General features: G+C 56.7%; 7 protein-coding genes. 2 read left to right on the forward strand and 5 right to left on the reverse strand.

Annotated elements, in window-relative coordinates; genetic code table 11:
• Nucleotides 1-60 precede the first annotated feature (60 nt).
• The 3 genes from ACR0DO_RS16860 to ACR0DO_RS16870 are packed head-to-tail and all read right to left on the reverse strand — an operon-like array spanning nt 61 to nt 8061.
• Entirely contained in the window at nt 61-4101 is a 4041-nt protein-coding gene (locus tag ACR0DO_RS16860; protein WP_480560504.1) for a Yip1 family protein, read from the reverse strand.
• Nucleotides 4098-6191, reverse strand: coding sequence for an nSTAND1 domain-containing NTPase (locus ACR0DO_RS16865; RefSeq protein ID WP_480560506.1), 2094 nt, complete (start codon nt 6189-6191; stop codon nt 4098-4100). Before ACR0DO_RS16865 ends, ACR0DO_RS16860 begins: the two co-directional genes overlap by 4 nt.
• A gap of 1 nt (nt 6192) precedes the next feature.
• Nucleotides 6193-8061 (reverse strand): TIR domain-containing protein, encoded by a 1869-nt coding sequence (locus ACR0DO_RS16870; RefSeq protein ID WP_480560508.1) that lies wholly within the window; start codon nt 8059-8061, stop codon nt 6193-6195.
• A 492-nt stretch (nt 8062-8553) separates the two neighbouring features.
• On the opposite strand from ACR0DO_RS16870, the gene ACR0DO_RS16875 reads away from it, so the two are divergent.
• The gene (locus ACR0DO_RS16875; protein ID WP_480560510.1) at nt 8554-11271 is read left to right on the forward strand and encodes a hypothetical protein; all 2718 of its coding nucleotides are present in this window, start codon (nt 8554-8556) and stop codon (nt 11269-11271) included.
• Nucleotides 11272-11456: 185 nt separating this feature from the next.
• Here the strand turns inward: ACR0DO_RS16875 and ACR0DO_RS16880 are convergent, their stop codons facing one another.
• Entirely contained in the window at nt 11457-12314 is an 858-nt protein-coding gene (locus ACR0DO_RS16880) for a caspase family protein (RefSeq protein WP_480560512.1), read from the reverse strand.
• A gap of 131 nt (nt 12315-12445) precedes the next feature.
• Between ACR0DO_RS16880 and ACR0DO_RS16885 the strand changes: the two genes are divergently transcribed.
• Nucleotides 12446-13123: a glutathione S-transferase gene (locus tag ACR0DO_RS16885; RefSeq protein ID WP_480560518.1), complete on the forward strand. Its 678-nt coding sequence runs from the start codon at nt 12446-12448 to the stop codon at nt 13121-13123.
• A gap of 162 nt (nt 13124-13285) precedes the next feature.
• On the opposite strand, the gene ACR0DO_RS16890 is transcribed toward ACR0DO_RS16885, so the two are convergent.
• Entirely contained in the window at nt 13286-14284 is a 999-nt protein-coding gene (locus ACR0DO_RS16890; protein WP_480560514.1) for a GlxA family transcriptional regulator, read from the reverse strand.
• Between the last annotated feature and the right edge of the window lie 187 nt (nt 14285-14471).

A 14471-nucleotide genomic window follows, 5' to 3' on the forward strand; every position in this document is an offset into this window, starting at 1 on the left:
AGCCGCGAGAACCACGAGCGTGACGCGCACAAGGTTGCCGAACCCCTCCAGCGATCTTTGCTAGGGTAGGTCCCGAATTGGAAATTCTGCTTCGGTGGTATCCGTGATGCCGAACTCGGAACGCCGGTCCATGAACGTTCCTTGACGCGCCGTGTCGCGGGATGCGGCGTCCCATACCATCGATGCGCGCTGGGGCAAAAACGCGTAGGACGGAACCCAGCCCGACCCAAGATAGGTCACCGATTCAGATCCGACCCAACAGGTTTCTTCGCAATTGGTGTAGCCGAGCACGATTTCGAACTCCATATCATCTTCGTTATCTGCCCCCGCGCCCATCGCTTTCAGGACTGTGCCGTTGGGTAGGAACTCCACATGTGCGCCTCCGGCAAGCTGCGTACTGACCACGTAGAAGTCATCAAGGTACTTTTCCGTCTCGGGGGGCGGATTTTTCAGGTCGCCTGCGAACAATTCCTCAATATAATCCCCGGCTTTCTCGACAAGCCTGTCCCACGGCTCCTCACATTGCACGGACCGGGCGGCCGCTTCGGCGTTCGGGACCAATCCGCGCCCGGCAGCGGCGGTGGCAACGGTGCGGCTCCAGCCCTCAACCTCGTCCACATTGAGCTGCAACGGTTCGACAAAGCTGTCCGCGGGACCACAATCGGCGTCTGGCAGAGACTCTCGCACGCCGTAAGACAGAAGTATCGTGTCGGTGTGGGTTTCATCAGGTTTGATGTGGGTTCCAACTTCGTGCAACGCCAGATAATCTCCGTCGCGCCCGATGCGCAGGTAATGGGTCGGGTTGCCCGATTGCTGCTGACAGCCCTCCGCCTGCAGGGCTCCCGCCAGCGCACTGTCGAAACCCGCCAGCAGCGCAGCCAGCGCCGCTTCGGAGCGTACGGTCCAGTGTGGAACGTCGTGGCGCTTGGCGGCGACGACATGGTATTTCCGGATCAGATCGATCACCTCGGCCAGGCCGTCACTTGAGAGGGTCAACAGAGACTTGTCAGCGAACTTGCCGGGCTCTACCGTCAACGCACAACCCTCCGACGCGCTTTCCTGCGGTCGCTGGAACTTGTTCCCTGCTGTGATCTCGGATTCCGGTGTCGACGACACCAGGCCTGCCAGCGGACGCAGACGGCCATCGGGGTCGTCCAGGAACAGGCTGCCCTTGTGCCAGCTATTGTTGCCGTCTTGTCGCCGGTGTTGCAGCAGGCGCAAGGTGCCTTCCGCAGCGGGTTCGTCCAGAGACGTCAGGAAGTCCTCGAAGTCCAGAATCGTTGCAGCTTCATCCGGCCCTGTTACCTTTGTTTCGTCACTCCAGGTGATCTCGATTTCACCGGCAGCATCCGCTGTTCCGGGAATCCCAAGATTTTCCATGTCAAGCGCTGGGGCGGTTTCACAACTTTCCGCCTGCGAGTCGTCGGCGAAAGCTCTTAAACAGATCCGGTAGATCGTTCCTAGGGGCCCATCCAGAAGTGCCGTCTCGTCACTGCTGCCGGCGTCATCCACGGATCGACCAGGGTCGGATCCGGCCGCGATGTGCAAAACGGCATCGTTGTCAGGTATACGCGCGGCCAATCGCAAGTCCCCCTCAACCGGCTTTCGAAACAGGAGCGGTTGGGCAAGCGGAATGCCTCTGATGACCGGCGAAAAGGCTTCGGCGTCAATTTCAGCACAGTCTTCGGCACTCTTTCCCTTCTCATAATTCGGCTGTATGGTCGGCACCCCCGTGGCGGAACTCAGGTCGTCGACCCGCGTATTCCAGAACTCCTCATCCTTAATCGGTACGGCGCCGCGCTGAATATCCGGAATGCGGTAGCAGAAGTTGAGGCTTGGCTGCGCAGTCCACCCATTCACCAAGCGCGCGCGCGCAACGCCGGATTGGTCGTCAACCTCCATCACTTCGAAAATCCCAAACGAACCGTTTGTGCCGGACTCGAAGAATACCTTCTCTGGCCAGGGGTTACGGCCGGTAAATACGGCCTTGATATCCGCAAAAGCCTCGGGCTTGTCCAGCGCTGCAATCATCAGGTCGTGTGACTCAAGGCGGTCCCTGACTCTCTGGGTTAACTCCATGTAAACCCGCAACTTGCTGACCTGCTCGCGCGTCACCTCTTCTGCTGGAAATCCGACCAATGACGCCGGGGGCTCGGCGTTTGGCTGCAGGCGATACACAACTTGATCGGGCCGCCCGGTGCCCACCAGACCGCTGACGATCGCCAACGAGTTGCCGTTCTGTGGCCAGAAAACAAGGCTGCCCCGCCGCACGCTCAGCGGTTCGCCCTCGCTACCAATGACGACCGGCAGCACAGTATCAGCGGTGGCCAGCAGGAAATCCGAGCTGCCCTCAGGCGACAGGCTCGCGGCCAGCGCATCGAATGCCTCGACTGTACTCTGCCGATCATCATTATCACCGGGATCCTCAATTCTGACCCGCAGGTAACCGGTGGGCGTGGCGATGCTTTCAACATGTAAAAGCTGCTGGGTTATGAGCTCCCGAGGCCAAGCTGGCGCCTTGTCGGCAATGTGAGAGGTGAGGCCTTCGGCAAATACGCGGGCCGGCACGGTTTCAGTTTCAGTCGAATTCGTGGTACACGCCTCGTTGCGTCCGGATGGCCGCACGCAGATATCGTATTGTCCCGGTGTCAGGTCAAAGATACCGAATCCGCCTGGTGTCGCCGAACCCTGCACCCTGGGCGCGACGGATTGGTCCGGGCGATCCACTGACAGAATCGCAAGGGTATGGCCACTACCTTCGCCGGCGGGTTGAATGTTCACCGATTGCTGAACACCAATGTTTATCCGCCTGATTTCGCTGACCGGCAACAGCTGCAGCCATTCGCTATGTCTGGGATCGAATAGGAAGTCTTCGCTAAACGAGTCGTCGAACAACTCGTCGCGGTCTGTGACGGCCGGCCTCACCGAAGCCACCCCGGCAAGCCCCAGTGCAACCAAGAAACAAGCGATTGGCCAACGTGCAAACGAGCTGTCTACGGCCGCCGCATCCGGATCGACGTTATCGATTATCGAGAATGCGATCGCCAGGGACAGCGACACGGGAAGTCCCAGGGCAAGTGTCGCGATTTCCAGAACCCTGCCGTCGTCTCTATGCAGGATCACGACAGCGAGGAAGATGAAAACCGAGGGCGCGATCCCGATCACGATCTGAAGCAGCACGCGCACTGCACGGTGGGCGGACAGCCCGTATGCCACAAGTGTAGCGGGACGTACTATGCCGAGGCCAAGGGTCAAGAGCCCCAGTCCCTGCCAGAAACCTTTGCGGAAGATGTGCTGGGCGCCGTCCTCCATTAACGCTTGGGTGACGAGAAAACAGAAGACGCCAACCAAAAGGCCGAATAACAAAGCAACGGCGGTCTGACCCGGCAGGGCAGCCAACCGATCCGGAGAGGCATGGGCCGGTGCAAACAGCGCCAGCGCGCCCCAAGTGGTCAGGAGCGCCGTGAAGTAGACCAGGAAAGGCGCAGCCAGCAGGTCCGAGGGATCCACGACGCCAAGGTTGAACGGCACCGACAGGACCATGGCCATGGCAAGCGCAGCAGCTGCCGTCAGGGAGGCAGTAGCCAGCTTACGTATGCCCGAAATCGAAAGTGCGCCCATAATGGCCGCCAGCTTGACCCGTTTTGCCAACGGAACGTTGTCCAGCCTGTCAGGCGACCTGCCGGAATCGCGCTTCAACCGCCCGATCAGCTGCCACAGGCGCTTGTCGTCGATTTCCGTGGCAAGGCCCGGCACCGCTTGCCGCAGCCAGCTGTCGTCCCGAGTCCACTGCGCGCTTGCCTCCGCAAGGGTAGCCTCTTGTACCGCCTTGTCCTGCGAAAAGGCCAGATCGAGAAAACGTGACCACGAACGCTTTTTGTCGGAAGTTGGAATTTGGCACATTGCCAACGCAGCCCGCGCGCGGGCGCTTGGATCCGCCGTCGGCAGATCCGTTATCTGTTCAAGTTTCTCGGCTCGGGTAACCTCGTCCAGGTGTTCGCATGCGATCAGGTAGTTCAGTTGTTGCCTTTTCGAGAGCTCTTCGAAAATCGTGCCCGACAGCAGGCGATCCAGCAGCCGGGAAATCTGACTCGTGGTCATTGCTTTACCTCCTGTAGGACTTTCGAAAAATACTCGGGATCGCTGTCAAAGAAGAGGCTTCTCAAGACCATCTCCAACGGCGCTTCATCTACCAGTTCTGCCAATTCACGAAGGGTATCGGATGTGATGAGATCGGGGTCATCGAAACTACCCTTTTTGACCAGTATCCCAATATCCTGACCATCCAGTGTGCCTGAGTGTCGACGGTCTTTGGATTTGCCGGCCCAATACCCAAGCCGATCCGGACCTTCGGACGCATCGCTGTTCGAAAGCGTCGTCTCAAGGAACATCCGGTCCGCAAGCCAATCGGTGACTTCCTCGTTGTCCAGCATCTCGCGGTACCAGTAGACGGCGTCGACCTGTTCGTCGGTCAGGGATGGTCGCCAGGGATGCACAAATTCGCCGACCCCGCCCGAAAGCCGTTGTAGCGCCCGGCCAAGGACTTCCCATCGCGGCTCGAGGCGTCTGGCGGCTTCGGCAGCATCGTGAATCGGTGACAACAGGCGTTCGTGCACGATTTCAACCTGGTCCCCGCCACGCCGCCGTTCCACCCGCACAATGGAAGCGTCCTGCAGGCGGCGTAGCAACTCTTCGCGGCGCTGTGGCGAGCGAGGGGGCTGCGCGATCAGGTTTTCCTTGAGTTCGATCTTTCGCCGCCGCTCGCCTGTATCCAGCCTGGCGAGCATATCGAACGCCTCGATTTGCAGAAGCTCGCTTTCAAGTCCGGCGAAGAAGTCTTTCACGTGATTGTCCAGAATGCTCTCGATGCCATCCAGCCTGTTAATGTCGTCCATGACGACCAGGTTCTTCGTCGCGAAGGCGTGCAAGTTAGGTTCTTCCATCCCTGCCTCGTCAGCATCAACGCAGCTCTGCTGGAACAGGGTTTGGCCGCACTCCTCCCAGATGCGCGTGCAAACGATTTGAACCTGGCTTGGTTCAACGTATTTTTCTTCTTCGACCAGAACATCACTCATCGCTTTGATGACGTCACTGTCGTAGCCATAGCCAAAGGCGCGCGCTGGCATTGCAACGACACCCTGCAGTGAACGCGGAGTGAGTGTTGACAGACGGTACCGCGGCCGGGCCTTGGTGCTGTCTTGAAAAGCTTCGATATCGTCCAACCGCCCCAGATACTCGTCGCGCAGGGAAAACAGCACGTGCAGCGGCTCACCTTCGCCGGGTGAAACGTTGATCACCTGCGCGAGGTCGCGGAAAAAGCGGTCTCTGACGCGGTAGTCATAAACGCCTGATCGGTCAGAATCTCCGAAACGGGTGAAGAATTCCTCGAACTGGTCGATCACCAGGAACACCCGATGCACACCGCCTTCCGGCGAGAAATAGAGATCGACAACCCGAAAGAACTCGGAAAGGCTATCGCCCATCGTGCGCAGCCTGTCCAAAAGGCGCTGATGAATGGTGTTGAGCTCAGGCGCTTCAAGCGTCGAAATCAGCTCGGACACGGGTGTCTCTGCCAATACCTGCAGGGCTTTCGCCCGAGTATCGGGTGCCCTGTTGTCGAAGGTCAGCCCGCAATGAACAGCGAGTAGTTGGATATACTGGGCCAAATGAGGATTTCCGTTGCGAAGCGCCAGATAGCGCGACACTAGCGGTGTGCTCGGCGGTCCGTCCGGAAGAAACGCGGCGTTGCGTTCGATATGTCCGGTCAGAGACAATCCCAGGCGTTCGTGCAAAGGCTGCTTTCGATAGCGCCGCTGGATGCTGGCCAACGTATCGGACGGGGTTGCCCCTGCTAGTTCCTGCACGATGTGACCAATCGCAGCCGCTTCGGCATTCGGAGACGGCAGCAATCGGGCCAGTGTCGCCCGGCGCACCTCAAGACCCGGGTCCTTGTCCGGCCGGCAGATGATCAGCACGCCACCTTCCTCTTCCAGCGCGCGGGTCAGCCCCGCCTGCAGCAACGACGACTTCCCAACGCCCGACGGCGCATGCAGGATCGAAAGCCGGTTGAGCGAAATCAGGGCCCGAATTTCCAGAACGTCGCTCTCTCGGCCAAAGAACAGTTCGCTGTCTTCCAACCGATAGGATCGCAGGCCGCGATAGGGCGATATGCTCGGTGTCTCGGCGGTCACGTCAATCCACCAGCCCGTGACGGTAGAGTTCCGCAAAGAACGCGTCCGGTCGAGCACCGCTCACAACCCGCAATTGAGGAAAGCGAAAATCCAGGTAACCACTGTCAAGTTTCGCGCCCAACTTTTTGTCGACAAGGTCGTACGGGTCCCCCGAGGGGCGCGTCGCGTCGCGTGCGTGTTCAGAATTGGTGTCGTCTTTCTCCATCTGGCTCGCGGCAGAAATCAGGTAACGCCAAGGTCCCATGGTGTCGCGTTCCCATCGCAGCATGACAGAGTGCAGAAGGCTGGGATCCGCCATTGAATAACCGACCAGAACCGTGCCCGCGTTTAAGAGTTTGTCTTCAATCTGATTTGGCAGCCAGTTCGCCGAGCGAACCATCTTGAGCGTGCGGCCTATGTCAAATCCGACATCGTCGCTTTGTTCATGCACACAGCCGAATAGCTTCAAAACGATCGGCACACGGTTCTTGAAGCACCAATCATGCACCGGACCGAATTCTGTCGCGCTGCCAGCATCGACGATCACCGAGGAGGTCTCGACGTGTTCGCGAACCATCCTGTCGATTTCGCAGAAACGCCACAGCTGTTCATCTTCGAATTCTTCTTGTTGCGGATCCATGTTGCCGCGGTATTTGTCAAAGTGTTTCATGTCCTTGCGCTCCGCCGGCGTGTTCGGGGCCGTGACGGCAATCAAGTTGAAGGGGCGCTCTGTCTGCTCCTTCTTGGCTTCGAAATACTCGCGGCTGAAAAACAGATGATCGTCTTCGAGCCCCGAAAGCTTGTTGTCGAGGCGGAAATAGTCATCATCGCGCATCACGTTGAAATGCGTCTGCCGCCATGTACCATCGGCGATCGGCGACACCAGCACGAAAGGAACCTGCGACAAGACAAGCTGCCGCTCCAGAAGGCTGTCGGTGTTGCTCGTCGCCAGTATCGTGGCTTTCGCCGAACCACCTTGCTCTTTGTAATCATCAAGCAATGTTCGCATCCGATTGCAGATGGCGACATAGTCGGTCGGCGCTCGTAAAGCGACCTTTTCTCTAATCAGGTCCCGGATATCTTCCTGCGGACTGGCGTCCCGCTGCTCAAGCCGCTTGTAGATGCTGAACAAGGTCGCAGCCCGATCAAGCGAGACGACCGCTCCGCTGTCAATTCCGCATTTTCCAAGCAATTCTTCGGCCAATTCGCGCGGGTCGAATACAGAGGCAAGCTTGCGGTCGGGCCAAACCGGGCCGACAAAGATGGCAAGGCCGCCGCGGCGAATGTCTGCGGCAAGCATCTTGGCTGCATCGACGGCGTTTTGGGCCAAGGCCACAGTTGCCGAAGACTCGGGTTCCGAAAAATCCTGATCCCGGTCAGGCAGCGCGTCCCCGGCCGTGACCCGTCGTATCGCAAGCGCTATTTCCCGCACTGACGGCATACCATCGCGCTGAGGGAAGCTATAGATCAGACCTTGGCGCAGCCAACCATCCCAGTCATCGGGCAACGTATCGCGGGTGATATTGTTCCCCAAGCACATGGTTTCCGCCAGCGGCAGCTTGGTCGCCCCGCTGAAAGCTGCGCGCAGTGAGCGCACGAACTCGATCTCCTGACGCTGATAAGGACCCAACACCGGAACCGCCCCGGGTTCCGACCCTTCACCTGGTTCCCCGACACACATCAGCACGAGCCGACATCTCTTCAGGGCGTTCTGGATTTCGTCGTCAAGACCGCGCTCTGTTCTGGTTGGCAGGTCGACTTCGTCGATGAACACCTTCAGATTGAGCAACTTCAGCGCCTTGGCCAATTTACGCGCCCAAACACTGTCGCGCGAGCCGTGGCTGTAACTGATGAAGACGTCCAAATCAATTTCGGTGTTGTGTTCTGCCAATATGTGCTCCGTGACAATCTTGGGTAATAGACAAAACGATTAGTGCAATTAGAGGCATCTGACAGGGGCCGGTCAAGTTAAAGCGATTACAATTCTAGGACCGGACCCGGCGATCATTGTGTTATTTTTGATGATCTCGATGCGGCTTGCGGGGTTTGAAAGCCTGCAAACTCAGGGGAATTCCGGGCTGTCAAAGCACATCCATTTGGCAAATCTATTGATATCACTACATTCAGAAGCTGATGCGCAATCGATTTTTTCGCCTTTGACACTGATGTCCTAAAGTGACGAAAAACGAAGGTTTCGCGCCGCATAGAACATATTATCGCACGTTTACACGCCATTTCAGCCGTGTTTAGAGTTTTCGCTGAACCCCTTTGAAAATCGACCGGGTTATGACTGCTCATTTTCCGCGATTAATTGTCAATCATTGAAATACCTGAGCCTGCATGGCTTAATCTCAGTGCGTATTTTCAGCTAAGGCATTCTCTCATGGCACAAAAATTCAATAGCAAGGACCCAAATGCACGGGCCGCCCATGTATTTGTCATAGAATTGCGCACCCGGATTGCCTCGCAACACCTGCCCTTTCAACACGGTGATATGCAAACCGCTCTGATCAGCCTTCGCGACCTGTTCGGGATCGCGCGGCGCACCATGTGCGCTCATCCAGGATGCCAGAAGTTCGCGGATGAAGTGATCCCGAAGTTAAACCAAGATTTGCGCTGGATGACAGCCAAGTGGCACAGGTTGTCGCTTGCTGGTGAGCTGAAGACACGCGATGGCGCCGTAGCGTTTCGCCGCGATTTGATGCAGGTGCAAGAGGAGCTGCGCAAGCTCGTCGTCAGCCTGAATGAAATGGCCTACGGACCTCCGGATGCAGAGTCCCGCGACACGCAAGACGTGGCAGAGCAGGGGAAAAGGCGCAAAACCGGCGCCTTAACTAAACCCGATACATTCGGAGGTAAGCTTGAATTCGGCATTCCAGCAGACGGGCATATGCAAGACGCGGACAGACGCCAGATCAATGCTGCTGAGGCCGAGGAAATTGCAAAGCGGCGCGCGTTGCAAAACACTTCGCACCCACCCGGTGAAGCGGCTCAGAGCACCAGCGACACCGGCCTTAGCGATGCCGCAGGTCTGGCATTCTCCGGAGGAGGCATCCGTTCTGCCAGTTTTTGTCTCGGCATCGCACAGGTGCTTGCGGACAAGAAGCTTCTGACACAGTTTGATCTCCTCTCCACAGTATCAGGTGGCGGATACACCGGGTCTTTCCTGGTACGCCGCATTGCGGATGGATCTCAAGAGGACGTTGCCGCCCCTAACGGGCCGGACGCCGAAGCGATCCAGTACCTTCGCCGTCGCGCCGCTTATCTGGATGCAGGCAGCTTGCGCAAAACGCTTCCTCAGGCCCTGACCCTGCTTGCCGGCATGATCCTGAACTGGACGGTGCCCGCCGCAATCGTTGCCGCGCTGACGATGCTCTTGTTTTTCGTCAATCCCTTGACGATTTTCGGCGTGAAAATCGGGAACGTCTGGGAAAACGCGCATTGGATTTCCTTGGTCTTCGCGGTTGCCGCGCTCGCTGTATACGCTTGGGTGAATCGAGATTGGTTGAGGTTGCGGCATTTCTTGCTCTGGGGGCTGTGGGGCCTTGCAGGTGGCTTCCTTCTAGGCGCGCTTCTGCTCTGGGGCTACGAAAAGCTCTACACCGCCGGTGGCGAAACCCAATCCAATATCACCCCGGTTGCTACGGCCGCCATTATTTCTGCCGGGCTTCCCTTGTTTTCGCGCTTATTGCCGATGATAGGAACGGTCTGGGTTCGTCGCGTCGGAAACAATATCGCGTTGACGCTAGCGGCTATTTCGATTCCGCTGCTCTCGATACTGTTCGGGTTTTGGCTCTATTCTTTCAGCGGCACTACCGGTCCGCTGTTTTCAAACTCAACCCATCCCATTCTGGCAGGCGTTACGTATACCGGCGCCGCGGTTGTTCTGACCTCTGTTTTGGTCGCCACAGCAATGTTCCGCGTGGACATAAATTGGACAGGCCCCCATTGGCTTTACCGGGAAGGGCTGCGACGGACCTTTGTACAACTGCCGGAACCGGATGACCGGACAGCGACACGCGAGCCAGACGCAAAAGGCATCAAGGCCGTTGCCGCAAGGTGGAAGGCAAGTGTTTCGCAACTCATGCACGCGCGGTCCGGCGAAAACAGGAACAATATTCCCATCTCAGAGATCGACCCACAGGGCAAAGCCCCATATTTGCTTATGAATGCAGTGGTGAACTTGCCCTCGAGCAAACTGCCCGAACTACGTGAACGCAAAGGGGATTTCTTTTTGTTCTCGCGGCGCTTTTGCGGCTCGCCTGTCACGCGGTACACCGAGACGCCTAAATGGGTTTCGCGGAACGAAACGCTTGATCTGGCAACAGCTGTTGCGATTTCCGGTGCTGCCGTTGCACCACAAATGGGACTTCTCAGCATCTCAGCCGCGCGGGCCCTTTTGTCTTTTCTCAATGTGCGGCTGGGCTTCTGGGTGCTCAATCCACATCTGACCTACAAAGGGTTTCGTAAAGTACCCGGTGCTTGGCAATTGCTGCGCGAAATGTTCGCGTACCGGATGGATGCCGACGAACCCTGGGTAATGCTGACAGATGGCGCACATCTGGAGAATTCGGGCGTCTACGAACTCTTGCGGCGGCGCTGCCGATTTATCGTCGCCATCGATGCGAGTGCCGATCCAAACGGCAAATTCGATACGTTGCTCACCCTTGCGCGGCACGCGAGAATTGACTTTGGCATTCGCATCGAACCCAAACTTGACGACCTGCGCGTTGATCCTGATACCGGATTAGCTCCGGCTCATGGGATCATGTGCGATGTTATCTATCCCGATCTCATCAACCCCGACGGGTGCAAGGCAGTCATGCTCTACATCAAGACTGCTGTCACGGGGAACGAACCCGCACTTATTCAAGCATATCAAGACGCCAACCCGGCCTTTCCGAACCAATCCACCCTTGATCAGTTCTTTGACGAGCATCAATTCGAAGCCTATCGGAGACTGGGGGTGCATTCCGCGGAAAGCTTGTTCGAGGATGTTTTGATCGGCAGCGGCAAAATACCGGACACGGTGCGCGAGTGGTTGTTGCGTCTATACCTGCGCATCCCACCAGAAGCACCGGACGACCGAACGGCGCTGTGACCCGGCATGCCAAAGTTGCACTTGCCGTACCGATTGTAGGAGTAACGGTTTGCCGGGGCCGAACTGGACTCCGATAGGATTCGAGCCTACGCTGAGACATCAATGTTTGGCTTAATTGTTTACTTCGCGAGGCTTCATGTGTCGTGGATCAGAGTTTCAGTAACTGCTTTATTCCTTTCAATGGTCTACCCGCTGATTGCCGACGGGATAGCGCTGGCCGCCGGCGAAAAGGAAAACCCCGCCCCCCCTAGCGACGTGATTTTTGTTCCGCCTGAAATCGGCACACCAAGGGATCGAATGGGCGCGGGAACCTCGATGTGCTCGAGAAAGGCTTGTGCGTAAGGGCTGTTTCGACCGTCCCCGTCCAGCGCCAAAGTCCCGCCACGCGCCGAATAGCCCACAAGAACACCGCTGGGATCGATACGGCCCAGCCCTTGTCCGATCGACCGGGTTGCGGTGGTTCGAACCATATCCGACACAAACGGATTGTTCCGGCAGGCATCAACAATCACAAGCTTCAGACCTTTCGCGGTCGATACAGCATTCAGAACCGTCTCAAGCCGGATTGCCTCAAATTCTACATCCTTGTCACTCCTGAGTTCGGCATTTGTCGGTATCAGGTAATTTGTGTTGTCGATTTCGATCCCATGGCCCGCAAAATAGACCATGGCCATCTCGGCATCGGCCATTTCCTCAGAGAAATCCCTTAATGTCAGCCGCATTTCGCGGTAGTCGAGATCGTTTCTTGCGGTGACCTCAAAGCCGATCCGCGCAAGAGCGGCGGCAATGTCGTTGGCGTCGTTTGCCGAGTTCGGAATATTCGATACATGCTCATATTGTGCGTTTCCGATCACGAGGGCCACGCGTTTTGCATGAGACATTTCAGCAAGCGCCGCACCCAATCCGAACACCAAAACGAAACTCAGGTGCTTCCACGATCCACAAAAGCCTAGGAGCAGTTGGCGCGCTAACATGGTAAATTCGTCCGCTGAAATCGAAACCATACTAGCACAAATTGGATTGCGGCGCGACTTTGCCGTCAAATTGAGCGTCCATACCCGGACCTCAATAAGTCGTTTTGCAGATACATAAACGCCGATCCATGGGATGGCTCAAAACGTCATCAAGAAATGAAAGGTTTGACCCTATTGGCGGATTTCAGATAATTCCACTTATGGCTCATCACCCGATCTTATGGACGTTCCGCCGCTGCCCATATGCAATAAGGGCACGCCTCGCATTGGTGAGCTCAGGTGTCAAAGTCGAGTTGCGTGAAGTTCTCTTGCGGGACAAACCAAAGGCTTTCCTGCAGACATCACCATCCGGAACAGTGCCGGCGCTTCGCCTGCCCGACCACGTTGTTGACGAAAGCCTGGACATCATGATCTGGGCGCTCGAACATAACGACCCGCAGCGGTTGTTGGACATGCCGCGTGAAGGCTGGGACCTGATCGAGGCAAATGATGGTCCATTCAAGGCTGCATTGGATCACACAAAATACGCCACGCGATACCCGGAACTGGACGCCAATACAGAGCGTAACAGGGCGGCAAGCTACCTGCTGAACCTCGAAGAACGGCTGACCGGGCAGCCTTGGCTTTTCGGGGATCGCCCCACCCTTGCCGATCTGGCGCTTCTGCCATTTGTGCGCCAATTTGCCCATATAGACCGGGCGTGGTTTGATGCACAGGAGTGGCCGAATTTAATAGCATGGCTGGATCGCTTTCTGCAAAGCGAAGCCTTTTCGCAGGTGATGAACAAATACTCACCGTGGTCAGAAGGCGATACCCCGACCTGGTTCATAGGTCGAGCCATGAGCGTGATTCCAACTGGTATCTGCGACGCAGACTAATCCAACATGCTGACAGAATGTGAAAACGCCATTCCCACTTGGCGGAATGTTGAGTAGCAGATCACGCTCTCGGACCGCCGATAAAGCAGCGATCAGACTTCGCCCCAATACAAATTCCCGTCTTCCAGCCATTGTAGCGGAACAGGTCAGGCGTCAAATCCGTCATTCGCTGACACCGTGCAGGTTGCGCCTGGATTGCCGGATAGATTCCCCATATTCCTGAATGTAAATTTTGTTGAAATGCGAATAGCTTTCGAAACCACTCGCGGTCGCAATTTCTCTTGCTGAAAGCTCTGTATCAAGCACCAAACTTCGGGCACGTTTGAGACGCAAGAGGCGATAGTGTTTTGCTGGCGTCGTCCCAAGCTGGCAGGCAAATTTTCTCTCAAGTTGGCGAACCGACAGCCCCACTTCCTGCGCGATATCGGCCATTAGCCTTGGTTCTTCTATGGAGGCTTCCATAATTGAGATGACACGCGACAAATGCGCATCCAGAAAATTTCTTGTGGAACTGGCGCCAAGAGGTTGTTCAAGGCCAGCGCTTCGGGCGCGCTCAAGGACCAGCAAACTTGCAAGTTCAGCCAAATCCTGCGCGCCAAGAACTTCCGAAAGCGCTCTCAGCATCAGTTCGACGGTATGCCCAGAGCCCGCACATGTTGTTATGCCAGCGTTCTCTTCAGCAAGGCTTTTCGTAAGCGTGGGAAAGTCACCTTGCATATGCAGTGAGTAAGCATCTTTCCAATGCGTCGTAATTGGCCCTTCGAAAGGTGCACATGCCTTGATGAAGGCTGTAGCGGCTTCCGACAGCAGATAGACGGGCTTTCTGCATTTCTGCATCGCCCTGACCCGCTGCATCCAAACACTGTCGCCGCAAGACATACCCCCAACAACGATCAGGCAATCTGGCAATAAGCTCGCCTTAGTGGCTGGCCCGGCCCGCACGGCAAGCTCACAGTCACTGGCAATCAGCCCAGGTGTGTCGGATGCGATTGTCCAGTTCAGGGACACATCTTTGGACAGCGTATCTGCCAGTTTCAGCACACTGGTGACAGAGGACACCTCCAGCGCAGAGAACCCGTTACGGACGAAAATCTCAAAGCTCAACTTACGTTTGCCGATAGACGAATTGACCCTTGATGCATTGGTCTGCAGTTTGCTCATTTGGGACAAGTGGGTCATCTTGCTCTCCATGCTTGGGTTTTTTTGAGGATCCCCTTTGAGGCGATGAGGTGCAGGATGCGTGCTGCGGCGTTGGTATAGAAGATCATCATTCCCATTGCCGCTGCCGGTGCGATATCGCCTGCATCGTCCATGTTCAGCACCGCGATCGAGGCCAGTGTTGTTTTCG

The organism is Ruegeria sp. AM9 (genome assembly GCF_056540565.1).